Genomic DNA, 24,839 nt, shown 5'->3' on the forward strand with positions numbered 1-24,839 from the left:
TCTCTGCCCCGGCCGGGCACCGCGGTCGCCCGATCGGGGGCGCGAGCAACCGCGACTGGTGGCCGAACCGGCTCGATCTGAGGATCCTGCGGAAACACCCCGCCATGGCCGACCCCATGGGCGAGGACTTCGACTACGCCGCGGAGTTCCGGACGCTCGACCTCGACGCCCTGGCGCGGGACGTCGACGAGGTGCTCACGACGTCGCAGGAGTGGTGGCCGGCCGACTTCGGCCACTACGGGCCGCTCATGATCCGGATGGTGTGGCATTGCGCCGGGACGTACCGCATCGACGACGGCCGCGGTGGCGCGGGCGCCGGCATGCAGCGTTTCGCGCCGCTGAACAGCTGGCCGGACAATCGCAACCTCGACAAGGCGCGCCGGCTGCTCTGGCCGGTGAAGAAGAAGTACGGCCGCAAGATCTCCTGGGCCGACCTGATGGTCTTCGCGGGCAACCGCGCCCTGGAGACGATGGGCTTCACGACCTTCGGCTTCGCCGGCGGCCGGGCGGACGTCTGGGAGCCCGACGAGGACGTGTACTGGGGTCCCGAGCACGCCTGGCTCGGCGACGAACGCCACAGCGGCGTCCGGAAGCTGGAGAGTCCCCTGGCCGCCGATCAGATGGGCCTCATCTACGTCAACCCGGAGGGACCGAACACCGTCCCGGACCCGCTCACCGCGGCCCGGGACATCCGCGAGACGCACCGGCGCATGGGGATGAACGACGAGGAGACCGTCGCGCTGATCGCGGGCGGCCACACGTTCGGCAAGACCCACGGCGCGGCCGACCCGGACGCCCACCTCGGCCCCGAACCCGAGGGCGCTCCCCTCGAGGAGCAGGGCCTGGGCTGGAAGAGCGGCTACGGCACCGGAAAGGGAACGGACGCCATCTCCAGCGGGCTCGAGGGTACGTGGACCCCCACCCCGACGAGATGGGACAACAGTTTCCTCGAGACGCTGTTCGGCTACGAGTGGGACCTGGAGCTGAGCCCCGCCGGTCTGTGGCAGTGGATCCCGAGGGACGGCGGCGGGGCCGGCACCGTGCCGGACGCCCACGATCCGTCGACGAGACACGCCCCGACGATTCTGACGACGGACCTCGCGCTGCGGTTGGACCCGGTCTACGAGCCGATCTCGCGGCGCTTCCTGGAGAACCCGGACCAGCTCGCGGATGCGTTCGCCCGGGCCTGGTTCAAGCTGACGCACCTCGACATGGGCCCCATCCAGCGCTACCTCGGGCCGCTGGTCCCCCGGGAGACGCTGCGCTGGCAGGACCCGGTCCCCGCCGTGGACCACGAGCTCGTCGGGGCGGCGGAGATCGCCGCGCTCAAGAGCCGGATCCTCGCCTCCGGGCTGTCGGTCTCCCAGCTCGTCTCGACCGCGTGGGCGTCGGCCTCGACGTTCCGCATGAGCGACAGGCGCGGCGGGGCGAACGGCGCACGCATCCGCCTCGATCCGCAGCGGGGCTGGGAGGTCAACGACCCCGGCACGCTGGCACAGGTGCTGCGCGCCCTGGAGGGGATCCAGGAGTCCCTAGACAGCTCCCGGAGCGGGGACAAGAAGATCTCGCTGGCCGACCTCATCGTGCTCGGCGGAGCCGCCGCCGTCGAGCAGGCCGCCAGGACAGCGGGCCACGACGTCCGGGTCCCCTTCGCTCCGGGGCGCACGGACGCCACGCAGGAGTGGACCGATGCGGAGTCCTTCGCCCCGCTCGAGCCGACCGCGGACGGATTCCGCAACTACCGCGGTACGGGCAACCGGCTGCCGCCGGAGCACCTGCTGGTCGACCGCGCGAACCTGCTGAACCTGAGCGCGCCCGAGATGACCGTCCTCGTGGGCGGCCTGCGGGTGCTGGGCGCCAACCACCGGCAGTCGCCGCTGGGCGTCTTCACCTCGGCGCCCGGGTCGCTGACCAACGACTTCTTCGTGAACCTGCTCGACACGGGCACGGAATGGAAGCCGACATCCACGGCCGCGGAAACCTTCGAGGGGCGCGACCGTGCCACCGGCGAGGTCAAGTGGACCGGTAGCCGCGTCGACCTCGTCTTCGGCTCGAACTCCGAACTGCGTGCCGTCGCGGAGGTCTACGCGAGCGACGACGCACGGGAGAAGTTCGTGCAGGACTTCGTCGCCGCGTGGGACAAGGTCATGAACCTCGATCGGTACGACCTCGCTTGATCCTCCGTCGGAGCCCGGAGCCCGGAGCCCGGAAGTCGGAGCCCTGAAGTCGGAGGTCGGAGGTCGGAGGTCTGGAGAGGCGTCGTGACCGGTCAGCCGGTGTCGATCGGCGACGATCGACCGGAGCTGCCGCCGGCCCCGGCGCGACGCGGTGCGGTGCGGTGCGGTGCGGCCCCGCTCCTCCCAACGGTGGCACATCCGGTACGAACGGTAGCCGGTCGCGGACGAACGGCATGAGCCGGTCCGAACCGGCGCTCACCCTTGTTGCTGTGATTCGCCCGGCGTAGCGTGTTTCTTGAATGCCGATTCTTCGCCCTTTCCGGTGTGATTCATCTGAGGTAGCGCACTCTTTGACCACCGATTACAACCGGACAGCGAAGGACGCGAAAGAAGCAATTTCGAGGTCAATTCGGAGAACATTTTCCGGGCAGATGTGGAACCGGCCGCGGCGTTCCGCCGTCGGCGCGCCCGATGCGAAGTGGACACAGAGATTCGGGACGAGGGGAGTGAAGCCCCTATGACGACCGCGCAGGAGCGAGTCGACCTGCTGAACAAGATCGGGTTGGCCGCACAGAACAAAGCAACACTGGGCCAAGTACTGGGAACCGGAAGCATTGGGCAGGCCACCGAGGGATCGGACGGCCGCATGCAGGCCACCATTCGCATCAACCCGGATGAGCTGACCTGGGATCCCTCCATTCTGGTCATGCCCCATGGAGGCGATATCGAGCTCGAGCTCGTCAATGACGACCTGAACACGCACTGCGCGCTCCTGCCGAGCAATGGCGACCGGAAGTTCATCTGGTTGGTGAACCATTCACGAGGACGGGCGACCCTCAACCTCGACGGGCCCGGCTACTACTGGTTCGGCTCGCCCACGGGCAACGACGAGGGCCGAGGGCTGACCGGAGCCATCGTCGTCATGGGGGACGCTCCGCCGGAGGCTCGCCTCGACCGTCCCGAACAGCCTCGGCCGTAGAAAAGGAGGAGGCAATGACCGTCGCATACGTGGACGCGGGTGAGGCTGTCGACCAGGGAAACCTGAGCGGCAAGGTCGCGGGCGGGGAGGTCGCGCCGCCGGTAGTGGCCGGCGTCGACTACGAGCGCATACTCCATGCCCGCGAGGAACCCCAGAACTGGCTCACCTACTACGGCGCCTACAACGGGCAGCGGTACAGCCCGCTGGACCAGATCAACACGGAGAACGTCAAGCGCCTCGGCCCCGCGTGGATCTTCCAGGCCGGCACGACCGGCCTGATCGCGGGCGCGTCGACCTACTCGTTCGAGGCCGCCCCGATCGTCGTCGACGGGGTCATGTTCCTCTCCGGCTGGGACGGCTGGGTCTGGGCCCTCGACGCGAAGACGGGTGTGGAGATCTGGCGGTACAAGCATGCGGTCCCCTTCGACGTGTCCTTGTGCTGCGGGAACGTGAACCGTGGGGTCGCCGTGGCTCAGGGGAAGGTCTTCTTCGTCACGGCGAACGCCCGTGTGCTCGCGCTCGACGCCACCACCGGCAAGCGGGTCTGGGACAGGACCTACGGAGACGTCCGGGCCGCGGAGAGCGCCACGGTCGCCCCGCTGGTCGTGAAGAACATGGTCATCGTCGGGAGTTCCGGCGGCGAGTTCGGCGTACGCGGCCACCTCGACGCGTTCGACCTCGAGACCGGCGAGCACCAGTGGCGCTGCTACACGGTGCCGAAGCCCGGGGAGCCCGGCTCGGAGACCTGGCCCGCCGAGGGCGAGGCCTGGGCACGGGGCGGGGCGAACTGCTGGGTCACCGGCACCTTCGACCCGGAGACGAACCTGCTGTACGTCGGCACCGGCAACCCGGCGCCCGACTTCGACGGAGGCGTCCGCGAGGGCGACAACCTCTTCACCGACAGCGTCATCGCCGTCGACGTGGACAGCGGCCAGATCCGCTGGCACTACCAGTGCACCCCGCACGACCTGTGGGACTACGACAGCATCGCCGAGTGCATCCTGTTCGAGCAGGACGGGCGCAAACTGCTCGGGCACTTCGACAAGAACGGCTACTTCTTCGTCCTCGATCGCACGAACGGCGAGAGGGTCCGGATCACCCCCTTCGTGGACCGCATCACCTGGGGGGCGATCACGAGGGACGGCCAGGTGACGGCCAAGGTGTACCCGGACAAGGAGGGAGAACCGGTCCACTTCTACCCGGGTCCGGCCGGCGCCAAGGAATGGACCCACGCGGCCTACAGCCCGAAGACCGAGCTCTTCTACGTCCCGGTCCAGGACACCGGCGCCACGGCCACCCGGCGGCGCCGGGAGTTCAAGGAGAGCATTCCGTACTGGGGCGCAGGCGTTCAGGTGGACATCGAGGACATGGCGGGGTCCATCAGCGCGTTCGACGCCGACGGCGAGGAGAAGTGGCGCTGGCGCAACGAACTCCCGATGTGCGCCTCGGTGCTGGCCACCGGCGGTGACCTGGTGTTCGCCGGTGAACCCTCCGGGGAGTTCAACGCGCTCGACGCCCGCACCGGGGAGCTGCTGTGGCAGTTCCAGTGCGGAAGCGGCCACCACAGCAACCCGACCACCTACATGGTCGACGACAGGCAGTACGTCGCCGTGCCGGTCGGTTGGGGCGGATGGGCCGAGGGGTTCCTCCCCGGCATGCTCGGCGCGGGGCACGGAAGCGCCCTGATGGTCTTCGCCCTCCCGGAGTCGTCGTAGTGCGTGACCGGAGCCTGCCGCAATGCGGACCGTGAGGAGGTGAATCCATGGAGTCCCAGCTCGCTGTGTGGGAGACACCCGAGTTCGACGAGATCGGAGTCGCGGCCGAGGTGACCATGTACGTCGCTCGGTTGGAGGACGAGTGACGTGGAGCGGCGCCGGACCTGGTCCGGCGCCGCTCGAGAAATCGGGACGGCAACGGACGGCCGGGCCGGTGACGGACCCGGATCTTCGATGAACGGAGTGCCGAGGTGTTGCTGCGGGTGCTGGGCTCGGCGGCGGGGGGCGGCTCCCCCCAGTGGAACTGCGGCTGCCCGGTGTGCGCCGCGGTCCGCTCCCGGCCCGGCCGCGCGCGCACCCAGTCGTCGGTCGCGGTCAGCGCCGACCGCCGCCGGTGGTTCCTCATCAACGCCTCGCCCGACGTCCGTACCCAGATCGAGGCCTTCCCCGGCCTCCACCCGCACGACGACCGGACGACGCCGCTGGAGGCGGTGCTGCTCACCGACGCCGAACTGGACCACACGCTGGGCCTGCTTCTGTTGCGCGAGGCCCGCGCCCTGCGGCTGTACGCCACGCCGGCGGTGCGCGAGACCCTGTGTACCGGCTCGGGGATTCTGCGCACGCTCGAGCGCTACTGCCCGGTCGAGTGGCGGGCGGTGAGCCCCGGCACCGACCTCGCCCTGGCGGACGGGCTGTCCTGCCGGGTGTTCGACGTGCCCACCGTCAAGCGCGATCGGTTCGGAGCCGGGGTGGACCACGGCCGCGTCGTGGGCTACCGGCTGACCGACGAGCGCAGCGGGGGGACGCTGGTGTACCTGCCAGGGGTGCAATCGCTGACGCCGGCGCTGCGCGTGGAGATCAAGGGCTGCGCATGCCTGCTGATCGACGGGACCTGCTGGCGCGACGACGAACTCGTACGGCTCGGCCTGGCGGGCAAGACGTCTCGGGAGATGGGCCACCTGCCCATCGACGGCCCGGACGGCAGCCTGGCGCAACTCCCGTCGCTGGACGTGGGGCGGACGGTCTTCGTGCACATGAACAACACCAACCCGGTCCTCCTGGAGGACGCGCCCGAGCGGCGTATTTTGGAGGAGAGCGGCATGGAAGTGGCCATGGACGGCCTCGAGGTCCAGGTGTAGAGCCGTGACGACGACAACCACGGGAACCGGCGCCGACGCCTTCGTCGAGACGTTGCGGGCCCACTCGCGCCAGTACCACGACCAGCACCCGTTCCACGTCCGGATGAACGCCGGCCGGCTGAGCCGCCGGCAGATCCGGGGCTGGGTGGCCAACCGCTTCTACTACCAGGAGAACATCCCCCGCAAGGACGCCGCGATCCTTTCCAACTGCCCCGACCTCGAGGTCCGCCGCCGCTGGACCCGACGGATCGTCGACCACGACGGCGCCGCCGCCGGCGAGGGCGGTATCGAGGCGTGGCTGCGCCTCGGCGAGGCCGCCGGGCTGACCCGCGAGGAGGTCCGGGACCACCGGCACCTGGTGCCCGGGGTGCGGTTCGCCGTCGACGCCTACGTGACCTTCGCCCGGACCCGCCCGTGGGTGGAGGCGGTGGCGTCCTCGCTCACCGAGCTGTTCGCGCCCGACCTGATGGCGGCGCGGCTGGCCGCGTTCGAGCGGTGGTACCCGTGGATCGACCCCGAGGGCCTCGCCTACTTCCGCACACGCCTGGAGCAGGCCCCCCGCGACTGCGAGCACGCCCTCGAGGTGGTCACCGCGCACTGCCTCTCCGCCGAGTCCCAGGCGCGCGCCGTCGACGCGCTGTCGTTCAAGTGCGACGTCCTGTGGAGCCTGATGGACGCCGTCGACCAGGCCTACCCGGAGTGACCGTCATGGACCCGACCCAGACCGGAACGACCCGGACCGGAACCGGCCCCCGACCCGGTGTCGGGGTGTCCGGCTCGGACCGGCCCCGGTTGGCGCGCCATGTCCGACTGACCTTCTGCCGGACCAGGCAGCGTCAGACCCTGCAGCTCCCCGAGACGGTGGTGGTTCTGAACGGCAGCGGCGCGGACATCCTCGAGCTGTGCGACGGGCGGCACACCGTGGCCGAGATCGTGGCCGAGCTGGGCGCCCGCTACCGGACCGTCCCCGACGACGAGGTGCGGCAGTTCCTGACCCGGCTCGTCGCCCGGCGCTACGTGGAGATCTCCGATGGATAGCCCGTTCGGATTGCTCGCCGAGCTCACCTACCGCTGCCCGCTGGCCTGCCCGTACTGCTCCAACCCGCTGAACCTGGCCGGCTACCAGGACGAGCTGACCACCGACGAGTGGCGGCGGGTGCTGGTCGAGGCCGGTGAGCTGGGGGTTCTGCAGTGCCACCTGTCCGGCGGGGAACCGCTGCTGCGGCGCGACCTGGTGGAGCTCGTGGCGGCCGCCCACGACCTGGGCCTCTACACCAACCTCATCACCAGTGCCCTCGGGCTCTCGCGTCCGAGGGCCGAGCAGCTGCGGGACGCCGGCCTGGACCACGTACAGATCAGCATCCAGTCCGACGATCCGACCGTGTCCGACCGGATCGCCGGAACCCCGTCCTTCCAACGCAAGATCGAGGCGATGGGCGTGGTCAAGGAGCTGGGCTGGCCGCTCACCGTGAACGTGGTGCTGCACCGGCTCAACATCGACCGCGTCGCCGACGTGCTCGAACTGGCCGAGGAGGTGGGCGCCGACCGGGTGGAGCTGGCCAACACCCAGTACTACGGCTGGGCCTGGCGAAACCGTGACGCGCTGCTGCCGAGCCGGGCCCAGCTCGAGGCGGCCGAGGTCGTCGTGCGGGCCGCCCGCGAGCGGTTGCGGGACCGCATGGACGTCATCTACGTCCTCCCCGACTACTACAGCCGCTACCCGAAGCCCTGCATGGGAGGCTGGGCCTCCCGGCAGCTGACCGTGACGCCGAACGGCGACGTCCTGCCCTGCCCGGCCGCCCAGTCCCTGCCGTTGCCGCGGGCCAGCGTGCGGGAGGACTCGCTGGAGCGGATCTGGGCCGAGTCCCCGGTGATGACCGCGTTCCGGGGGACGGACTGGATGCCGGAACCCTGCCGGAGCTGTCCCCGGCGGGAGCTGGACTTCGGCGGGTGCCGCTGCCAGGCGTTCCTGCTCACCGGCGACGCCGCCCGCACCGACCCGGTCTGCCACCTGTCGCCCGACCACGACCTGGTCGCCCAGGCGGTCGAGGCCGCCAACGCCGAATCGCGGGCCGACGGTCTTCCGCTGGTCCCCCGCCCGCACCGGGTTCGCCGGCCGGCCCGCCACCCGGGCGGAGCGGACCGGCCTGCTCCCGGGGTCGAGCAAGCGGGCCAGGGCTTCTCCGGCGTGATCACGCCGGAGAAGCCCTAGCCGCCGAACACGAACGGCAGCGCCACAGCGGCGATGATCAAGGTGACCCCACTCAGCAGGTCCGAGCGGACCCGGATGAAGCGCGCCGCGGCCCGCCCGAGCCGCAGCCCGATCAGCGACATCACCGCCGTCATGACGCCGAAGACGGCGGCCGAGAACCATGGCGAGAGCCCGAGGACCCCCAGGCTCGCTCCGGCGACCAGGTTGTCCAGGCTCAGCGTCAACGGGATGCCGAACAGCGCCCACGGGTGGTCCAGCTCGTCCGGCTCGGGGTTCCGGAGGGCCGAGATGACAAGGTAGAGACCGTACCCGCCGAGCGCGGCCGCACCCACCAGATCGGCGACGCCCCCGACGAACTCACCGATCTGGCGACCGATCAACAGCCCGACCAGGGGCATGATCGCGTCCCACAACCCGAAGGTCAGCGCGACCTGCACCGCACGCTTCAGACCGAAGGGGACGGTGCCGAGCGCGATCGATACCCGGAAATTGTCCAGACTGAGTACAAAACCCAGGACCAGTATTTCCCAGATCATGGCGACGTCGCTGCCCGGTGACGCCCGACGAGGGCAGGAACGACTCTGCCTCGGCTAGCACTCGCCATGGTAGAGACGATATCTCAGACGGTCCGCTAAATAAACCCGGTCAGCCGATTTCCGGAAGTTTCTCGACACCACTCGCCCGATGGTGGCCGCAGGCTTGCCAGGGCACCTGACGAGCGCATTCGCGGCGGTCCGTCCGCTGCAGCGCACGGGGCTCGCCGCCTCACGATGGTCTACTCCCTGAAGCACTCCCGCATCGACGGAAATACGCCGGAGCCAGGAGCCGCCTCCGGACGAGCCGACGGCCCGGACAATTGAATCGAGGACCAATGCCATTTACTTAAACCGAGGCGCTCCTCCAGGCGAAAGCTTGCGATTAATCAGCTGAGGCGCTGGCTCCGGGAAACGCCCATCCGGCGTACGAATCAACGGATGATCGGTAGGCGGATTGAACCTGTACTGCGACAGAAGAGGGGGAACCTGTTCCCGGGCATCCTTCGCCTTGAGCCCTTCGACACTTACCGAGTACGCCGTCCACACCACCTCTTCGATGGTCGGCATCGGGATTACCTCGAGGGCAGCGGGACGCCGCCCTCGACGACCGGCTGTGCGGGCTCTGGCCGACCGCGCTGACGGTGACTCCTCGCGCGGCCGGCCCCACCGACGCCACCAAGGAGCGCGCCGCCCTCAACCGGCCGGCACTCGGCGTCGAGTTGATCGCCTTCGGCCGCGGCTTCCTCACCAACCCCGACTTCGTCGAACGCCCGCGGACCGACATCCGCCTCAGCCCTCCGCAGGAGATCGGCCTGTACGCCGGCGACCACCGCGGCTACACCGACTACCCGACCCTCGACGAACCCGACGAACCCGACGAACAGACTGTCGCCGCACCCCCTTACCGCCCATGGACCGGGCGGCGGTCCGCGGCGCGCACCTGAAGGGATTCCGGGGCGTGGCCACGCCTCGCTGTCGGCGCCGGCCGCGGCCGTCTCCGTCGTCGGCGTGGCTCCCTGGTCAGCGCCCTCCAGGAATTCTCCGTCTCCTCGGCGGCCGGAAGGGGCTGCCGCCAAGGGGTGGAGGTGTCGTTGTCCGGCGTGCAACGCCGCAGCCGTTCCGCCATGACCTCTGCGTCGTCCCGTGCCGAAACGGCCAGGAGGCTGAAGGGGGCCGTGGGCCGAAGTTCGACGCACACCACGGGCCTGCCGGGCCGTACTGCCACAAAGTCCTGCCCACCGGGGTGGCCCCGCGTGCCGACGCACAGCACGCCGGGAATCCAGACGCCGTGCAGAACCACTCCGCGCAGAGCCCGCCACCAGGCGGGCTCCACCGTCACCCGGCGTACGGCCGCCAGCGGCGTGCGCACATTTCCGCGGCGCGCGGCGGCCTTCTCCCACCACGGCAGGCGCACCACGAGGTCGTCGCCCTGCACGAGGATCCGTGCCATGTTCACTCCCTCCCTTCCATCCTCGCCCCATGCCGGGGGAGCGGCACGAAGGACGAGACCGGCCGTGGCCGCCGTCGTCTCTCGCGGACGGCTCGCCTGATCCACTGCCGCGTCATGACGCCTGCCGCGGACAACAGAGGCATCGATCCGCGCGGCACTACGCGTCGGGGGCGCGGAGGCCCGCTGCGTCATGCCGTCAGGACGGCTCGGCACAGTGCTACCGCTGGGGGACACCGAGTTCGCGTCCGCGGTAGAAGCCCTCCCGTTCCTCGGCGACGTACGGGGTCATGGCCGCACGCCGCTGTGCCTCCGCCTCGGAGGACCGCCACGCGTCGCAGGCCTCCTGGGAGTCCCAGAACGACACCCCGGTGATCTCCTGTCCGTCCTCGGACCAGTAGGCGTAGGCGCGGCGAAGCCCCTGCGGAGCGGGTTCCGGCCGCCACGCCCTCTCGAAGTCCTCCAGGGTGTCCGGCCGAATGCGCCGCGTCGTCACCCAGACGAAGTGCTCTTCCATCGCAGCCTCCTCCGCAACACCGGTCGGCTCACCGAACTCTTCGACCACCGTAGGCCCGCGGCACGACCTCCGCCTGCCTGGGACGCCGGCGCCACCGATCCCGGCTCGCAGGCCAGGTCGCACGGACCGTTTCCGGTTACGGGGCCGACGGCAGACCATGGAAAGGGAGAAGGCAGTGCAGTCGGGGGCGGAAGTCGTCGGCGGTGAGGACGATGAAGGGTTCGATCCGGCTCGGGAGTGTCCGGGGCCTGGCGCTGCGGGCGCACTGGAGCGTGCCGTTGCTCATGTTGCTCCTCGCGTACGGCCTGGCGGCCCGGACACTGCCCGAGTACGTGCCGGGCCTGGCGCCGGTGGTGTACGCGGTCGCCGGAGTGGCCGGAGCCGTGCTGCTGCTGGCGAGTCTGGTGGTGCACGAGGCCGCGCACGCGCTGACGGCTCGCAGAGCGGGGATATCCGTGCAGGACATGACACTGTGGGCGCTGGGCGGGGTCACTCGGATGGACCAGCCGACGACACCACGGACGGCCTTCCTGGTCGCCGTCAGCGGGCCGCTCGCCAGCCTGCTGCTCGGCGCCGTCGGCATCGGCGCGGCTGCCGCGGTCCCGGCGACGCCGGGCTGGCGGATCCCGGTCGCCGTACTGGGCTGGCTCGGCGGCACGAACCTGTTGCTGGGCGTCTTCAACCTGCTGCCCGCCGCGCCCCTGGACGGAGGCCGGCTGACGCAGGCCCTGCTGTGGTGGCGTACGGGAGATCGCGAGCGGGCTCAGCGGGCGGCAGGACGCGGCGGCCAGGTCGTCGGCATGGCGCTTGCCGTCCTGGGCTGGGTGACGTTCGCGCGAGGACTGCCGGCGGGATTGTGGCTGATCGTCGTCGGCCTGTTCGTGGCGGGCGCCGCGGCGACCGAACGCCGGTGGGCCGAGATGGTCACAGCCCTACGGGGCGTACGGGTCGGGCAGGCGATGACCACTCCGGTGGTCACCGGCCCCGACTGGCTGACCGTGGACCGCTTCCTTTCCGAGGTGATCGCGCAGGCGGGGCACTCGGTGCTGCCGCTGCTCGACTTCGAGGGTCACCCCAGCGGCGTCGTACAACTGCGCCGACTGGCCGGCCTGCCGTCCGAGAGGCGGGCGTCACTGCGGATACGCGACCTCGCGACCCCGCTGTCCCGATGCACGCTCGCCGCACCGGACGAGCTGCTGAACTCCGTCCTGGAGCGCCTCGGCACCACCGGGGCCCTCCTGCCGATCCTCGTGATGGACGACGGCCGGCTGAGCGGAATCATCACCGCGCACGACATCGACCGGTTCCGCCGACACTCACGGCTTCCGCCGGCGCCCCCCGGGCCGCCGTGAGAACGTTCGGCTTCCGCGTCCGGAGCGATCGGGCATCCTCGCGAGCCCCGTGCGCGGCAGACGTCCTGGGCCGTCGGAAGCGGGACATGATGGGAGTGCAGACGTGTTCCGTGAGGAGGAGTACAGCATGGCCGGGTCAGGCTCTGGTGGCACCGAGGGCGCGGGGGACGGCAAGTCGCGGTTCGACGACATCTACGACCGGCCGGATCCGCGCGCGTACTTCGGACGGCTGGCCCCGCTGGAGTACGAGATCCCGCACCACGCCCAGCCGGTCTTCCGGCAGGTCGCCGCCGAACGGGCCGCGCTCGACGACGGCCGACCGCACAGGCCGGCGGTGCTGGACGTGTGCTGCTCGTACGGGATCAATGCCGCGCTGCTCAACCACGACGTGACGCTGGCGGAGATGTACGAGCGGTACACCTCCCCTGCTTGCCGGACGATGTCGACGGCGGAACTGGCGGCACGGGACAAGGAGTTCTACGCCGAGCGGCGCCGACCGGACGCAGTGCCGGCCTTCGGCCTGGACGTCTCGGCACCCGCCGTGCACTACGCGCTCGAGGTCGGGCTCCTGGACGCCGCCTTCACCGACGACCTCGAACAGGGCTCGCCCGGCCCCGGGCTGAACCGCGCGCTCGCCGAGGTCGGCCTCATCACGCTGACCGGCGGCGGCAGCTACGTCACCGCCCGAACGTTCACGGCGCTGCTGGACGGCGTCCGGAGACCGGTGTGGATCAGTGCGTTCGTGCTGCGAACGGTGTCGTACCAACCGATCGTCCGGGCCTTGGCCGCACACGGCCTGAGCACCACCGTCGATGCCTCCCGCACCTATCCGCAGCGCCTCTTCACCGACCAGCAGGAACGGCAGTACGCGATCGCGGCGGTACGGGCGCTGGGCGGCGACCCCGCAGGGCGCGAGGAAGCCGGTCGTTTCCACACCCTGCACTACGAGTCCCGACCCGACACACCATGACAGGCGAGCGGGAAGCACCCCGCGAGCCGTTGGCGCCGCCCGCGGGTGAAGCAGCCGAAGGGCGGGACCGGAGCCGCCCGACCGATCCCGGGCCGCACAGTGCGCAGCCGCCTGGAAGGGGCGGAGTTCTCGGTCATCACACAGCGACCACGTGCACGTCCGTCGGTGCGAGGGCCATCAGGTAGGCCTCGATGTCCCCCGGGTCGCTGGTGAAGACGACCGCGCTGCCGTGCCGGGCCGCTGCCAGTGCCACCCAGGCGTCCACCGCGTCCGGACGTTTCTTCGCCGCCAGGGCAGTTCTCCCCAGAGCGGTGCCGATACGCCGCCGGTCCGCGAGGTCCGGGCCCGTCGCCCGGGCCAGACACTCCGGACGGCCCGCCTTCGTCTCGCGCAGGGGCGGCTCGGACGTACGGGCCTGAGGGACGGTGCAGTCCTTCAGCACCCCGGACAGGGCGTGCACCAGTGCCGGCAGGGGGCGCCACACCTGGGCGAGGACCGGGCCGAGCACCAGCGCCCGGTGCGGGACCGTGCCCAGTCCCTCGTGGAGAGCCACCGCTTTCGCCTTGCGGTCGGCGAGTGCGATGAGCATGCCGGTGTCGTAAACCGGCACCCGTGCGCTCACTCGACGTGTCCCGGACGGCATCGGAGACCGAGTCATAGGCGATCACGGTGATGTGCCTCGCTTTCTGTCGCTCGCCAGGCCGGCGTACGGGTGGATCGCTTCGGCGCCTGCCAGGTCCCGTTCACCCGACCGCGCTCGCTTGACCCTGCCGCGACGTCAACGTCTCTACTGGGGGCATGCGGATCGGAGAACTCGCCACGGCCGTCGGTGTCACCACGCGGACCGTGCGGCACTACCACCATCTGGGGCTGCTGCCGGAGCCGGAGCGGCGGGCCAACGGGTACCGGGACTACACGCTGCGGCACGCCGTCGTGCTGGCGCGGATCAGGCGGCTGACCGAGCTGGGGCTCGGGCTGGCCGAGGTGCGGGACGTGCTCGCGGACGATGCCGGGAAGGACCTCGTCGAGGTGCTGACCGAGCTGGACGAGGACCTGGCCCGGCAGGAAGCGGCGGTCCGGGACCGCCGGGCGCGGCTGCGGACCCTGCTGGAGACGGAGGGCGGGCTGACCGCCGAGGGGCCGGTCTCCCCCGAACTGGCCGCGCTCTTCCGGGGGATGCCGGACGTGTCCGGCTCACCCATGGCCGCCAAGGACCGGGAGATGCTCGCGCTGATCGAGACGACGGCTAATCCGGAGGAACGGGAGCGGTTCACGGGTCTGTTCAGCGGTGTGATGGGCGCGCCGGGCGGGATGGAGCGGGCGCTCGACGCGTACGCGCTGCTCGACGCGCTCGTCGACGCCGCGCCGGACGATCCCCGGGTGGACGAGGCCGCCCATGCCCTAGCCGCGTGTCTGCCGGCCGACCTGCTGCCGGACGACGTCGCCGTCGACCAGGACCACAGCTTCCTGCGGGCCTTCTACGCCGACTTCGCCCCCGCCCAGGCGGAGGCGATCCGCCGGATGATGCGGATCGTCGTTGAGGGCGGGCGGTCATGAAGGCCGTCAGGGGCGTCGAGGTTCTCGTCCGGCACGAGCTGCGGCTGATGGTGAGCCTGGTGCTGTGGCTGGCGCGGCGGACGCACGGCGTCGCAGGCGGGTCGGCCTTCGGGTACGCGCGGGGGCACGGCGCGGTGATGTTCGGGTTCGCGTTCGTGTGCGTGGTCGAGACGGTGCTGATGTCCGTGCTGCTGCTCGACTGGCCGACGGTCCACGCGGTGGTGCTGTTCCTGGACGTGTACACCATCGTCATCGTCGTGGCGCTGCATGCCGCCAACGTCGTACGCCCTCACGTACTGGACCCGGACTCCGGCACGCTGCGGATCCGCAGGGCCGTCCACGTCGACCTGCGGATACCGCTGGAGCGGATCGCCTCCGTCCGGCGTGAGCTGCGGTTGAGCCACGAGCGGGCCGACGGGGAGCTGAACGTCGAGGTCGGCTCGCAGACCACGGTCACGCTGGAACTCACGGAGCCGGTCACCCACGTCACGTTCTTCGGGCGGTCCCGGGAGGTGCGCGTCGTACGGTTCCACGCCGACGAGCCCGACGCCCTGGTCCGGGCGCTGGCAATGGGGCGGCCTGCTGCTCAGGCGTAGGGAAGGGGGCGGGCGTGGGGCACCGTACCCTGGCGGCTGAGTTCTACCGTGAGGAGCAACGCGTGCTTGTCCTGCTGCCGCCGTCCGAAGGCAAGGCCGCTTCCGGCCGCGGCGCCCCGCTGAAGCCTCAGTCCCTGTCACTGCCGGGGCTGGCCGGTGCCCGGGAGGCCGTTCTCGCCGAGCTGGTGGACCTGTGCGCCGCCGACGAGGACAAGGCGCGCGAGGTGCTGGGGCTGAGCGAGGGGCTGCGGGGCGAGGTCGCGAAGAACGTGGAGCTGCGGACCGCCGGGGCCCGGCCCGCCGGGGAGATCTACACCGGGGTGCTGTACGACGCCCTGGACCTGGCCTCCCTCGATCCGGCCGCCCGGCGCAGGGCCGCCCGCTCGCTGCTGGTGTTCTCCGGGCTGTGGGGTGCGGTCGCGGTCACCGACCGGATTCCCTCCTACCGCTGCTCGATGGGCGTACGGCTGCCGGGGCTCGGGGCGCTGGGCGCGTACTGGCGTACGCCGATGGCCTCGGTCATGCCGGAGGCGGCGGGCAGCGGTCTGGTGCTGGACCTGCGGTCGGCCGCGTACGCGGCGGCGTGGAAGCCGAAGGGGGAGGTGGCCGCCCGTACGGCGACCGTGCGGGTGCTGCACGCGCCGACCCGGAAGGTGGTCAGCCACTTCAACAAGGCGACCAAGGGGCGGATCGTCCGCGCTCTGCTGACGGACGGGGCCGCGCCGGAGGATCCCGCCGCTCTGGTCGAGGCGCTGCGGGATCTCGGGTACGTGGTGGAGGCGCGGGCGCCGGGCCGTGCGGGGACGCCGTGGGCGCTGGACGTGCTGGTGGACGAGGTGCACTGACGACCACCGGAAACCCCACGCGTTGCATGGTCCACAACGCCCTTTGCGCAGGATGCTTCGCCGCGGGCAGGATGACGCCATGAGCTCATCCCTGCCCTCCGCTCCCCCGCCCCCGTCGGCCCCCGCCCCCGCTGCCACCGCAGCCGCCTCCTCCGTCCTGGATCTCGCGCCCGTCCTACCGGTCGTCGTGGTCGAGGACGCCGCCGACGCCGTGCCGCTGGCGCGGGCGCTGGTCGCCGGTGGGCTGCCCGCGATCGAGGTGACCCTGCGGACGCCCGCCGCGCTGGACGCCCTCCGCGCGATCGCCGCCGAGGTGCCGGACGCGGTCGTGGGAGCGGGCACGGTGATCACGCCGGGGCAGGTGCACGAGGTGGTGGCTGCCGGGGCGCGGTTCCTGGTCAGTCCGGGCTGGACGGACGTCCTGCTGGAGTCGATGCGGGCGTCCGGGGTGCCGTTCCTGCCGGGGGTGTCGACGGTCTCGGAGGTCGTGGCGCTGCTGGAGCGCGGGGTGCGGGAGATGAAGTTCTTCCCGGCGCGGGCCGCGGGCGGCACGACGTACCTCAAGGCGATCGCCGGGCCGCTTCCGCAGGCCCGCTTCTGTCCGACCGGAGGGATCGGCCCGGACTCCGCGCCGGACTATCTCGCGCTGGAGAACGTCGCCTGTGTCGGCGGGAGCTGGATGCTCCCGGCGGACGCGGTGGCGGCGCGCGACTGGGCGCGGATCGAGCGGCTGGCCCGCGCGGCGGCGGGGCTCAGCGCAGGTGGGACGTCTCGTTGAACAGCCGGACGCTGGCGTTGCCGTCGGCGTAGTACGCCACCGCCGAGAGCGAGGCCGCCGACAGTTCCATCCGGAACAGGGCCTCGGGCGGGGCGCCCAGGGCGAGCCGTATCAAGGTCTTGATCGGTGTCACGTGGGTGACGAGCAGGACCGTGCGGCCGGCGTACGCGGCGGTGAGCTTGTCCCGGGTGGCGGCGACCCTGGTCGCGGTGTCCGCGAAGCTCTCGCCGCCGCCGGTGGGCTCGGCGTCCGGTGAGGAGAGCCAGGCGTTCAGGTCGTCGGGGTGGCGTTCGCGCACCTCGGCGAAGGTGAGGCCCTCCCACGCGCCGAAGTCGGTCTCGCGCAGCCCCTCCTCCACGCTCACCTCCAGGCCGAGCCGGGTGGCGACGATGCCGGCGGTCTCGCGGGTGCGGGCGAGGGGGGAGGCGACGACGGCCTGGACGGTGCCGCGCCGGGCGAGCGCCGCGGCGGTCCTCTCGGCCTGCTCGCGGCCGGCGTCGGAGAGGGAGGGGTCGCTGCCGCCGCTGCCGGAGAACCGCTTCTGCGGGGTGAGCGGCGTCTCGCCGTGCCGGAGGAGTACGAAGGTGGCCGGCGGCCCCATGTCGGCGGGCGCCCAGCCCGAGGAGGGAGTGGTGGCCGACGCCGGACCGCGAACGGCGGCCGTCGCGGTGCCGGGAGTGGCCACGGCCTGCGCGGCCCGCACGTCGTCGGCGGCCTTTCCGGCGGGGATGCTGCCGGCCTCGGCACGGGAGACCATGGCGTCGGCGCCCCCCGCGGACGGCCCGGATGGCTCAGGTGTCACGGGCCGGGCGGCCGGGGTGTCCAGCGCGGCGCGCGAAGCCGACGCGCTCCACGGCTCACCCCGCCGCCCCGCGTCCATCGCCTCGTTCGCCAGGCGGTCCGCGTGCTTGTTCCGCTCGCGCGGAATCCACTCGTACGTGACCCGGCCCGGCGGGAAGACGCGTGCCGCCTCGGCCGCCAGCGGCTTCATGGCGGGGTGCTTGATCTTCCAGCGGCCCGACATCTGCTCGACGACGAGTTTGGAGTCCATCCGGACATGGACCGTGGCCTGCGGGTCCAGTTCGCGGGCGGCCCGCAGGCCGGCCAGCAGGCCCGAGTACTCGGCGACGTTGTTCGTGGTGGTGCCGAGGTACTCGGCCGCCTCCGCCAGCGTCTCCCCCGTCGCCGCGTCACTGACCACGGCCCCGTAGCCGGCGGGCCCCGGGTTGCCCCGCGATCCGCCGTCCGCCTCGACGATGAACTCCCGCACCGGAAAATCTCCTCGGATCCCCTTGGATCTCCTTGGCTTCCTACAGCCCCGAATCCGACGTGCGGACCAGGATGCGGCGGCAGTTCTCGCAGCGCACCACGGTGTCGGGCGCGGCGTGGCGGATCTCGTTCAGCTCGGTGATGGCGAGTTCCTGGCGGCAGCCCTGACAGCTACGGGCGTACAGCTTCGCCGCGCCGATGCCGCCCTGCTGCTCGCGCAGCTTCTCGTACAGTTTGAGCAGGTCCGCGGGGACGGATGCGGCGACGACTCCGCGCTCCTTGGTGATCGTGGCCGTCTCGCCGTCGATCTCCGCGCAGGCCGCGTCCCGGCGGGCGGTCGCGTCGTCGATCCGCGACTGGACGGAGGTGACCCGCTCAGCCAGTTCACCGGCCCGCTCCTGCGCGGACTCACGGCGCTCCATGACCTCCAGGACGACGTCCTCGAGGTTGCCCTGGCGCTTGGCGAGGGAGGCGATCTCGCGCTGGAGGCTCTCCAGGTCCTTGGGCGAGGAGACGGCGCCGGAGTCGAGGCGCTTCTGGTCGCGGGCGGCGCGCTGACGCACCTGGTCCACGTCCTGCTCGGCCTTGGTCTGCTCGCGGGCGCAGTCGCTCTCCTCGGTCTGCGCGGCCACGTGCAGGTCGCGCAGCTGGGTGAGGTCCCGGGTCAACGACTCGATCTCGGCGTGCTCGGGGAGCGACTTCCGCTTGTGCGCGAGCTGCTGGAGGCGGACGTCGAGATCCTGGAGGTCGAGAAGTCGGATCTGGTCGGCGGGCTCGGCGTTCAGTTGGGGGCTCCAGAGGTATCGGTGTCGAAGGACGGCGCGTGGGCGGTCCAGGGGTCGGTGACCGTGGCGGAGACATGGACCCGCAGGCCCCATCCGTGGCGGTCGGAGATCGTGTCGAGCTGGGCCGCGGCCAGTTCGCACCAGGGCCACTCGGTGGCCCAGTGTGCCGCGTCGAGCAGCGCGGGGGGCCGGCCGGCGGCATGCTCCGCCGCGAACTCCGACGCCGGGTGGTGACGCAGGTCCGCGGTGAGGTAGGCCTCCACGCCGGCCGCCCGGACGTGGGCGAAGAGGCTGTCGCCGGAGCCGCCGCTGACCGCGACCGTGCGCACGAGCGCCTCGGGGTCGCCGGCGACGCGGATGCCCTGCGCGGTGCGGGGCAGACGCTCGGCGGCGCGGGCGGCGAGCTCGCGGACGGTCAGCGGGTGGTCCAGTTCGCAGACGCGGCCGAGCCCGCGGCGGCCCTCGGGGTCCGTGGTGTCCGGCACCAGCGGCCGGACGACGCGCAGGTCCAGGGCGCCGGCCAGGGCGTCGCTCACACCGGGGTCGGCCCTGTCGGCGTTGGTGTGGGCGACGTGCAGCGCGATGCCGTTCCTGATGAGCGTGTGCACCACGCGGCCCTTGGAGGTCGTGGCCGCGACGGTGGTCGTGCCGCGCAGATAGAGCGGGTGGTGGGTGACGAGCAGGTCGGCGCCCAGCTGCACCGCCTCGTCGACGATCTCCTGGACGGGGTCCACCGCGAACAGGACCCGGCCGACCTCCTGGTCGGGGTCGCCCGTGACGGTACCGACCGCGTCCCAGGACTCGGCCCGCTCGGCGGGCCACAGGGTCTCCAGCGCGGTGATGACTTCAGACAGACGGGGCACATCGCAAGGCTACCTGCCCGTATGGCGCGGTAGTACCGGAGCGGGTACGGGAACCGCGCCCGCACCGGCCAGCACATACGCCTCCGCTTCCTCGGACGAATCGTTCCTGGAACACCCTTATGTGTGAAGCGGGGCCCGGTGGGTCTCCCGCCCGCGCGTACGAAAACTACGTTCGTCGCCGGAGGTGACCGAACGATGACGATGTGTGCGATCGAGCCTTCCACGGGCCGGGAGGTTCCGGATCCCGAGGTCTCGGGTCACGGGGTCTCGGGTCACGGGGACACCGGGCACGAGGAGAGGACGGCGGTTGCGGGGGCGCCGCCCCCGGGCTGCGTCCTCAGCGCCGACGGTTCCTACGGCGCGCGCCTCGCCCGCGAGGGCGACTCCCTGTTCCCGGAGCGCTGGACCCTGGACGGCCCCGAGCCCTACGCGGTGCCGCTGCGCACCGGCCGGCCCGAGGAGCCCGGCACCGAGGTGCAGCCCATGAGCGACGGGCGGGTCCTCATCCGCCGGCCGGTGGACGGGAGGCACGCGTTCTCCCTGCTGTACCCGACCGGTCCCGGCACCGGCGAGGTGCCGCTCGGCGCGGTCGCGTGCCCGGACGGGGTGACCCGGCTGCGGCTCCTGCCGCCCGCACCGTGCGGGCGGCGGGCGTACGCCGTCGCCGTGGGCCCGCGGTCGACGGCCCTGTGGCTGGTGGCGGGCGGCGCCTTCGGGCCCGAGCACGTCGCCGAGATCCCGGGCCGCTGTTCGGGCGGGGCGTGGCTGGACCGCACCGGCCGGATGCTCTCCCTGGACCGGGAGGCCGGCGGGCGCACCAAGGCGGTCGTCGTGGACCTGGAGCGCGGGGGCGAGGTGTCGCCGTTGCTGCAGATCGCCGAGGAGAGCGACGACCGGGTCCTGCTCGCCGACCCGGACAGCGGCCTGCTGCTGATCCGCTCGGACGCGCCTTCGCCGGGACAGGGCCGGCTGGGCTGGGGGGTGCTGGGCAGCACGCTGCCGGTGCGCTTCCCCACGTGCCTGCGACTGTCGGACTGCGCGGTCACGCCGTTCGCGATCCAGCCCGGCCAGGCGCTGACGCCGGAGGGGTGCGCGGTGGCGCTGCGCGTGGACGGGCCGCTCGGCAGCTGGGTCGGGGTATGGCGGCCGGCCCAGCGGCAGCTGCACCACCTCCCGGCACCCGAAGGGTGGTTGGCCGGCACCGGGCTGTGGACGGCGGACGGGGTGCTGCGCCTGCCGTGCGCCACCCCGGCGATGCCGTGCGGGATGGCCGTGCTGAACCCGCCGGGGCCGGAACGGCGGTCGGAGCGAGACCTGAGGGAGGACCGGAAGGAGAACCGGAAGGACTCCTCCGCGAGGCCCGAACGGCCTTCTCCGGAAGGGGAGTCCACGACTCCGGCCGAATCGGCGGCACCCCGCCCCGTCCCCCTGCAACAGGCGCCCCTGGGACGGCTTGTAACGAAGTAGTGGCGGTCGGCGTGGCCGCCTGGATTCGCCCCTGTTCCCCCGGTTAAACTCGCCCGGCTGTAGGAAAGATCATGTTTACGGGGTTCTCAACTGCTGCTCCATAAAGTCGAGTGAGTGAGCGTAACCCTGCACGGGTGAGTGTCGTTGTCCGGTTGTGAATCTGACGGAGTGGGCCAAGGCGCAGGGCGTGCACCCGCAGACGGCGTACCGGTGGTTTCGTGAGGGGACGTTGCCGGTGCCTGCTCAGCGGGTGGGTCCGCGCACGATCCTGGTGAACGTCGACGCCTCCGCCGTGCCCGCGACCGTGGGCGGGCTGGGTTTGTATGCCCGGGTGTCGTCGCATGATCAGAAGGCGGATCTGGAGCGTCAGGTGGCCCGTCTGTCGGGGTGGGCGGCGAAGGCCGGTCATCGTGTGGTGCGGGTTGAGTCGGAGGTCGGCTCGGGGGTGAACGGCCGCCGGTCGAAGGCCGGGCGTCTGCTCGCCGACCCCGGGGTGACCACGGTCGTGGTCGAGCACAGGGACCGGCTGGGCCGGATGAACACCGAACTCGTCGAGGCCGCCCTGTCCGCGACGGGCCGCCGTCTGGTCGTGCTCGATGACGGCGAGGTCGAAGATGATCTGGTGCGGGACATGACGGAGGTCCTGACGTCGTTCTGTGCCCGCCTGTATGGGCGCAGGTCGGCGAGGAACCGGGCCCGGGCCGCACTGGAAGCTGCCGGGCATGGCTGAGAAGAAGCCGCTCAGGTCCATCGCCCGCCCGTTCGTCGCCGACGGACCCACCGGTGTCAGCATCCGTACCCGCCTCAAGGGGCTCACGCCCCGGGACGAGGAGGTGCTGCGGCTGGTCGGTGAGCACATGGGCCGCCTGGCCGGGCGGGATCTGGCCCGACGCTGCCAGGACGGCCTGGAGCACTCCACCGCCACCTGGGCCAGCCGCAAGCGGGACCTGAGTGCCGAGTCCTCCTCCCGCTGGGCGGGATCCGTCACGGCGAACACCCACGACCAGTGGGCTCTGTCACGCCGGGCCCAGCATGCTCACCTGCAGTCCCTGGACGCCGGAATCCGCATGCTCCGTCACCGGCTGTCCCTGCCTCTGGGGGAGAAAGGCAGCCGGGGCAGGCCCGGCGGATACCGCAGCAGACACGAGTGGTTTCACAAGTCCCGCCGCCTGGCCGTCCTGGAGCGCCGGTCGAAGGAGGTCCGCGCCGAGCGGGAAGCCGGGAAAGTCTCCGTGGTGCGGGGCGGGCGACGCCTGCTGCACCAGCGCCACCACCTCACCGACGCGCACAGGACCGAAGAGCAGTGGCGTCGGGAGTGGGAGGCGGCACGCCGGTTTTTGACCGCCGACGGTGAATCCGGCAAGCGGCACGGCAACGAGACGATCCGCGTCACCCCCAACGGCGAGGTCGCCATCAAGCTGCCCAGGCCCCTGGAACATCTCGCCAACGCGCCCCGGGGCCGGTACGCCCTCACCAGCACCGTCGCCTTCCCCCACCGGGGCGAGGAATGGGCGGACCGGGTCACCGGCAACCGCGCCGTCGCCTACCGGATCCACCACGACGTGTCCCGTGACCGCTGGTACCTGGACGCGTCCTGGACCCGCAAGGATCTCCCCGTCGCGCCCCTGAGCACCCTGCGCACCGGCGGCCTGGTCGGCGTCGACATGAACACCGACCACCTCGCCGCCCACCGCCTCGACGAGCACGGCAACCCGGTCGGCGAACCACGGCAGTTTTCCTACGACCTGTCCGGCCATGCCGGCCACCGTGACGCCCAGTTGCGACATGCCCTCACCCGCCTCATGCACTGGGCCGAGCGGACCGGCGTGCAGGCCATCGCGATCGAGGACCTGGACTTCTCCGACCAAAAGACCAGGGAGAAGCACGGCCGCAAGAAGCGGTTCAGGCAGCTCGTCTGCGGCATCCCGACGGGAAAACTCCGCGCACGCCTTGTCTCCATGTGCGCCGAAGCCGGACTCGGCGTGATCGCCGTCGACCCCGCCTACACCAGCAGGTGGGGCGCCCAGCACTGGCAAAAGCCCCTCACGACCGGCAAGCGCAAGACCACTCGCCACCAGGCAGCAGCCGTGGCGATCGGACGACGCGCCCTGGGACACCCGATCCGGCGACGGACGGCACCGCCCCCGCACGACCAGAGCGATCGTGCGGGGCATCGGACCGTCCAGGCCCGACCGGGCATCCCGGGGCGTGAGGAAACCCGCCCCCATGTACCCGGACCACGGACACGATCCGCGCAGCCGGACACGGAGCGAAAGCGGGCGACCAGGACACCCAACACCGTTCGGGATGTCCGCAGCGAGCAGGAATGGCTCCAAGACTCACTCCTGCTCACTGACCAGGAACGGTGAGTTCCTTCCGATGAACGATGCGAGCACTAACCAGCCACAGACCGTCGACGGCGGGCAGACCGCTGTCGGGCACAGCAAGCACCGCAGCCCGGTATCCCGGCAGGACTCCACGGCGGCCCCCCACGGCCGCCACCGGAGGCCTGCCAACGAGAATGAGCACGCGGAGACAGCTGCCTGACGTCACGTCAGGTATGTGCGCACGTACGCACCAAGTGGACAGCTGAGCGGCCCCGTTCGTCATGGACGAGCGGGGCCGTTCCGTGTCCGCGTCCGTGCCGCCGTGCACGACGAGCAGTTGTCCGTCGATGCCCGCGCCAACGCGCACGGCCGGGCTCCCCTCGCCTTTTGGGCCGGCTGGTTCAGGAGTGTGCGACGACCGTGTCGGCGAGGACGGGCGCGTCGTCCCTCTCGACGGCGCTCACGGCCACCCGCACTTCGCCGCCGTCGGCACCACCGTCGCCGCTGCCGTCGCGCCACATGCGGATGCGGAGCGTCTCGCCCGGGTACACGATCCCGTCGAACCGGGTGGCGTAGCCGCGGACGCGGGTGACGTCCCCGTCGAGCAGCGTGTCGACGACCGCCTTGAGCGTCATGCCGTAGGTGCACAGCCCGTGCAGGATCGGCCGCTCGAACCCGGCGAGCTTCGCGAACCCGGGGTCGGCGTGCAGCGGGTTCCAGTCGCCGGAGAGGCGGTAGAGCAGGGCCTGGTCCTCCCGGATCGTCCGCTCGACGGTCCGGTCCGGCGGCCCGGCGGGGGTCTCCCGCCGGGCCGCCGGTCCGCGGTCGCCGCCCCAGCCGCCCTCGCCGCGTACGTAGATCTGCGCGTCGTCGGTCCACAGCGGGCCGTCGGCGTCGGCGACGTCGGTGCGCATCACGAGGACGGCCGCCTTGCCCTTGTCGTGGACCGCCGCGATACGGCCGGCGGTGGTGGCGGTGCCCTCGGCGGGCAGGGGGCGGTACAGGGTGAGCGACTGGCCGCCGTGCAGGACGCGGGCGAGGTCGACGTCGACGCCGGGCATCGACAGTCCGCCGATCACCCCGGGGGATCCGGCTCCCGCAACGGTGGCGAAACTCGGCAGGACGTGCAGCCCGGACTCCAGGGTGTAGCGCAGTTCGTCGGGGTCGGTGGCGGGGATGCCCGCGCCGATGCCGAGGTGGTAGAGCTGGACGTCCTTGTGCCCCCAGGTGATCTCGCCGGTCCGGGGTTCGGCGGCCAGCGCCTTGGCTGCGTCGATGGGCATGGGATCTCCCGGTTCTGGAATGCGT

Annotated in this window: 26 protein-coding genes; 18 read left to right on the forward strand and 8 right to left on the reverse strand. The window is 71.6% G+C overall.

Going from position 1 to position 24,839, the window contains the following annotated elements:
* The first annotated feature begins 32 nt into the window (after nt 1–32).
* From katG to pqqE, 8 genes are all read left to right on the forward strand, one after another.
* Nucleotides 33–2,177 (forward strand): catalase/peroxidase HPI, encoded by a 2,145-nt coding sequence (gene katG, locus OHB56_RS13015; protein ID WP_406359037.1) that lies wholly within the window; start codon nt 33–35, stop codon nt 2,175–2,177.
* 517 nt (nt 2,178–2,694) lie between these two features.
* Nucleotides 2,695–3,156 (forward strand): MSMEG_3727 family PQQ-associated protein, encoded by a 462-nt coding sequence (locus OHB56_RS13020; RefSeq protein ID WP_055596505.1) that lies wholly within the window; start codon nt 2,695–2,697, stop codon nt 3,154–3,156.
* A gap of 14 nt (nt 3,157–3,170) precedes the next feature.
* Nucleotides 3,171–4,871, forward strand: coding sequence for a PQQ-dependent dehydrogenase, methanol/ethanol family (locus OHB56_RS13025; protein WP_406353358.1), 1,701 nt, complete (start codon nt 3,171–3,173; stop codon nt 4,869–4,871).
* 47 nt (nt 4,872–4,918) lie between these two features.
* Nucleotides 4,919–5,017, forward strand: coding sequence for a pyrroloquinoline quinone precursor peptide PqqA (pqqA, locus tag OHB56_RS13030; protein WP_109382866.1), 99 nt, complete (start codon nt 4,919–4,921; stop codon nt 5,015–5,017).
* A 105-nt stretch (nt 5,018–5,122) separates the two neighbouring features.
* On the forward strand, nt 5,123–6,010 hold the full coding sequence (pqqB, locus tag OHB56_RS13035; protein WP_326752428.1) for a pyrroloquinoline quinone biosynthesis protein PqqB: 888 nt from the start codon (nt 5,123–5,125) through the stop codon (nt 6,008–6,010).
* Nucleotides 6,011–6,014: 4 nt separating this feature from the next.
* Complete coding sequence (gene pqqC, locus OHB56_RS13040; RefSeq protein WP_326752429.1) at nt 6,015–6,713, forward strand: pyrroloquinoline-quinone synthase PqqC; 699 nt, start codon at nt 6,015–6,017, stop codon at nt 6,711–6,713.
* A gap of 5 nt (nt 6,714–6,718) precedes the next feature.
* The gene (pqqD, locus tag OHB56_RS13045) at nt 6,719–7,048 is read left to right on the forward strand and encodes a pyrroloquinoline quinone biosynthesis peptide chaperone PqqD (protein ID WP_326752430.1); all 330 of its coding nucleotides are present in this window, start codon (nt 6,719–6,721) and stop codon (nt 7,046–7,048) included.
* On the forward strand, nt 7,041–8,222 hold the full coding sequence (pqqE, locus tag OHB56_RS13050; RefSeq protein ID WP_406353361.1) for a pyrroloquinoline quinone biosynthesis protein PqqE: 1,182 nt from the start codon (nt 7,041–7,043) through the stop codon (nt 8,220–8,222). Before pqqD ends, pqqE begins: the two co-directional genes overlap by 8 nt.
* Here pqqE and OHB56_RS13055 read toward each other — a convergent pair.
* Nucleotides 8,219–8,758, reverse strand: a complete 540-nt coding sequence (locus tag OHB56_RS13055; RefSeq protein WP_351122633.1) for a manganese efflux pump — start codon at nt 8,756–8,758, stop codon at nt 8,219–8,221. The genes pqqE and OHB56_RS13055 overlap by 4 nt on opposite strands.
* 641 nt (nt 8,759–9,399) lie before the next feature.
* Between OHB56_RS13055 and OHB56_RS13060 the strand changes: the two genes are divergently transcribed.
* Nucleotides 9,400–9,702, forward strand: coding sequence for a hypothetical protein (locus tag OHB56_RS13060; RefSeq protein ID WP_406353363.1), 303 nt, complete (start codon nt 9,400–9,402; stop codon nt 9,700–9,702).
* Here OHB56_RS13060 and OHB56_RS13065 read toward each other — a convergent pair.
* A complete protein-coding gene (locus tag OHB56_RS13065) occupies nt 9,660–10,208 on the reverse strand; it encodes a hypothetical protein (protein WP_406353365.1) in 549 nt (182 codons plus the stop codon). The two genes, OHB56_RS13060 and OHB56_RS13065, sit on opposite strands and share 43 nt — an antisense overlap.
* A gap of 217 nt (nt 10,209–10,425) precedes the next feature.
* Complete coding sequence (locus OHB56_RS13070; RefSeq protein ID WP_055598076.1) at nt 10,426–10,722, reverse strand: antibiotic biosynthesis monooxygenase; 297 nt, start codon at nt 10,720–10,722, stop codon at nt 10,426–10,428.
* Between the two features lie 212 nt (nt 10,723–10,934).
* Here OHB56_RS13070 and OHB56_RS13075 point away from each other — a divergent pair, with 212 nt between their 5' ends.
* Together OHB56_RS13075 and OHB56_RS13080 are read left to right on the forward strand one after the other, a co-directional pair.
* A complete protein-coding gene (locus tag OHB56_RS13075) occupies nt 10,935–12,074 on the forward strand; it encodes a site-2 protease family protein (RefSeq protein ID WP_406353367.1) in 1,140 nt (379 codons plus the stop codon).
* A gap of 127 nt (nt 12,075–12,201) precedes the next feature.
* Nucleotides 12,202–13,044 (forward strand): hypothetical protein, encoded by an 843-nt coding sequence (locus tag OHB56_RS13080; protein WP_326752435.1) that lies wholly within the window; start codon nt 12,202–12,204, stop codon nt 13,042–13,044.
* A 136-nt stretch (nt 13,045–13,180) separates the two neighbouring features.
* Here OHB56_RS13080 and OHB56_RS13085 read toward each other — a convergent pair whose 3' ends face one another.
* On the reverse strand, nt 13,181–13,654 hold the full coding sequence (locus OHB56_RS13085) for a hypothetical protein (protein WP_406353369.1): 474 nt from the start codon (nt 13,652–13,654) through the stop codon (nt 13,181–13,183).
* A 188-nt stretch (nt 13,655–13,842) separates the two neighbouring features.
* Here OHB56_RS13085 and OHB56_RS13090 point away from each other — a divergent pair, with 188 nt between their 5' ends.
* The 4 genes from OHB56_RS13090 (at nt 13,843) to eda (ending at nt 16,820) form a co-directional block, all read left to right on the forward strand.
* Nucleotides 13,843–14,601, forward strand: a complete 759-nt coding sequence (locus OHB56_RS13090; RefSeq protein WP_406353370.1) for a MerR family transcriptional regulator — start codon at nt 13,843–13,845, stop codon at nt 14,599–14,601.
* Entirely contained in the window at nt 14,598–15,197 is a 600-nt protein-coding gene (locus tag OHB56_RS13095) for a hypothetical protein (protein ID WP_406353372.1), read from the forward strand. The genes OHB56_RS13090 and OHB56_RS13095 overlap by 4 nt, the downstream gene beginning before the upstream one ends.
* Before the next feature lie 62 nt (nt 15,198–15,259).
* On the forward strand, nt 15,260–16,042 hold the full coding sequence (yaaA, locus tag OHB56_RS13100) for a peroxide stress protein YaaA (RefSeq protein ID WP_406359039.1): 783 nt from the start codon (nt 15,260–15,262) through the stop codon (nt 16,040–16,042).
* Between the two features lie 79 nt (nt 16,043–16,121).
* On the forward strand, nt 16,122–16,820 hold the full coding sequence (gene eda, locus OHB56_RS13105; RefSeq protein ID WP_326752439.1) for a bifunctional 4-hydroxy-2-oxoglutarate aldolase/2-dehydro-3-deoxy-phosphogluconate aldolase: 699 nt from the start codon (nt 16,122–16,124) through the stop codon (nt 16,818–16,820).
* On the opposite strand, the gene OHB56_RS13110 is transcribed toward eda, so the two are convergent.
* The 3 genes from OHB56_RS13110 to OHB56_RS13120 are packed head-to-tail and all read right to left on the reverse strand — an operon-like array spanning nt 16,795 to nt 19,737.
* A complete protein-coding gene (locus OHB56_RS13110; RefSeq protein WP_406353373.1) occupies nt 16,795–18,090 on the reverse strand; it encodes a bifunctional RNase H/acid phosphatase in 1,296 nt (431 codons plus the stop codon). The genes eda and OHB56_RS13110 overlap by 26 nt on opposite strands.
* Nucleotides 18,091–18,130: 40 nt before the next feature.
* Nucleotides 18,131–18,874, reverse strand: a complete 744-nt coding sequence (locus OHB56_RS13115) for a C4-type zinc ribbon domain-containing protein (protein ID WP_326756982.1) — start codon at nt 18,872–18,874, stop codon at nt 18,131–18,133.
* On the reverse strand, nt 18,871–19,737 hold the full coding sequence (locus tag OHB56_RS13120; protein ID WP_326752441.1) for a Nif3-like dinuclear metal center hexameric protein: 867 nt from the start codon (nt 19,735–19,737) through the stop codon (nt 18,871–18,873). The genes OHB56_RS13115 and OHB56_RS13120 overlap by 4 nt, the downstream gene beginning before the upstream one ends.
* A gap of 195 nt (nt 19,738–19,932) precedes the next feature.
* On the opposite strand from OHB56_RS13120, the gene OHB56_RS13125 reads away from it, so the two are divergent.
* From OHB56_RS13125 to OHB56_RS13135, 3 genes are all read left to right on the forward strand, one after another.
* On the forward strand, nt 19,933–21,204 hold the full coding sequence (locus OHB56_RS13125; protein WP_406353375.1) for a hypothetical protein: 1,272 nt from the start codon (nt 19,933–19,935) through the stop codon (nt 21,202–21,204).
* A gap of 154 nt (nt 21,205–21,358) precedes the next feature.
* Nucleotides 21,359–21,934 (forward strand): IS607 family transposase, encoded by a 576-nt coding sequence (locus tag OHB56_RS13130; RefSeq protein ID WP_326752443.1) that lies wholly within the window; start codon nt 21,359–21,361, stop codon nt 21,932–21,934.
* Nucleotides 21,927–23,573 (forward strand): IS200/IS605 family accessory protein TnpB-related protein, encoded by a 1,647-nt coding sequence (locus OHB56_RS13135; RefSeq protein WP_406353377.1) that lies wholly within the window; start codon nt 21,927–21,929, stop codon nt 23,571–23,573. The genes OHB56_RS13130 and OHB56_RS13135 overlap by 8 nt, the downstream gene beginning before the upstream one ends.
* A gap of 359 nt (nt 23,574–23,932) precedes the next feature.
* Here OHB56_RS13135 and OHB56_RS13140 read toward each other — a convergent pair whose 3' ends face one another.
* Nucleotides 23,933–24,814, reverse strand: a complete 882-nt coding sequence (locus tag OHB56_RS13140; protein ID WP_406353379.1) for a MaoC/PaaZ C-terminal domain-containing protein — start codon at nt 24,812–24,814, stop codon at nt 23,933–23,935.
* Nucleotides 24,815–24,839: the final 25 nt, after the last annotated feature.

The sequence above is a fragment of the Streptomyces sp. NBC_01635 genome (assembly GCF_045209715.1).
In the GTDB taxonomy this organism is placed as follows: domain Bacteria; phylum Actinomycetota; class Actinomycetes; order Streptomycetales; family Streptomycetaceae; genus Streptomyces; species Streptomyces hirsutus.

What these genes read in the sequence shown, in the direction of transcription:
- OHB56_RS13020 (WP_055596505.1), top strand. Translation starts at nt 2,695, where the DNA reads ATGACGACCGCGCAGGAGCGAGTCGACCTGCTGAACAAGATCGGGTTG.
- OHB56_RS13025 (WP_406353358.1), top strand. Translation starts at nt 3,171, where the DNA reads ATGACCGTCGCATACGTGGACGCGGGTGAGGCTGTCGACCAGGGAAAC.
- pqqA (WP_109382866.1), top strand. Translation starts at nt 4,919, where the DNA reads ATGGAGTCCCAGCTCGCTGTGTGGGAGACACCCGAGTTCGACGAGATC.
- pqqD (WP_326752430.1), top strand. Translation starts at nt 6,719, where the DNA reads ATGGACCCGACCCAGACCGGAACGACCCGGACCGGAACCGGCCCCCGA.
- pqqE (WP_406353361.1), top strand. Translation starts at nt 7,041, where the DNA reads ATGGATAGCCCGTTCGGATTGCTCGCCGAGCTCACCTACCGCTGCCCG.
- OHB56_RS13055 (WP_351122633.1), bottom strand. Translation starts at nt 8,758, where the DNA reads ATGATCTGGGAAATACTGGTCCTGGGTTTTGTACTCAGTCTGGACAAT.
- OHB56_RS13065 (WP_406353365.1), bottom strand. Translation starts at nt 10,208, where the DNA reads ATGGCACGGATCCTCGTGCAGGGCGACGACCTCGTGGTGCGCCTGCCG.
- OHB56_RS13070 (WP_055598076.1), bottom strand. Translation starts at nt 10,722, where the DNA reads ATGGAAGAGCACTTCGTCTGGGTGACGACGCGGCGCATTCGGCCGGAC.
- OHB56_RS13075 (WP_406353367.1), top strand. Translation starts at nt 10,935, where the DNA reads ATGAAGGGTTCGATCCGGCTCGGGAGTGTCCGGGGCCTGGCGCTGCGG.
- OHB56_RS13080 (WP_326752435.1), top strand. Translation starts at nt 12,202, where the DNA reads ATGGCCGGGTCAGGCTCTGGTGGCACCGAGGGCGCGGGGGACGGCAAG.
- OHB56_RS13090 (WP_406353370.1), top strand. Translation starts at nt 13,843, where the DNA reads ATGCGGATCGGAGAACTCGCCACGGCCGTCGGTGTCACCACGCGGACC.
- OHB56_RS13095 (WP_406353372.1), top strand. Translation starts at nt 14,598, where the DNA reads ATGAAGGCCGTCAGGGGCGTCGAGGTTCTCGTCCGGCACGAGCTGCGG.
- eda (WP_326752439.1), top strand. Translation starts at nt 16,122, where the DNA reads ATGAGCTCATCCCTGCCCTCCGCTCCCCCGCCCCCGTCGGCCCCCGCC.
- OHB56_RS13125 (WP_406353375.1), top strand. Translation starts at nt 19,933, where the DNA reads ATGACGATGTGTGCGATCGAGCCTTCCACGGGCCGGGAGGTTCCGGAT.
- OHB56_RS13135 (WP_406353377.1), top strand. Translation starts at nt 21,927, where the DNA reads ATGGCTGAGAAGAAGCCGCTCAGGTCCATCGCCCGCCCGTTCGTCGCC.
- OHB56_RS13140 (WP_406353379.1), bottom strand. Translation starts at nt 24,814, where the DNA reads ATGCCCATCGACGCAGCCAAGGCGCTGGCCGCCGAACCCCGGACCGGC.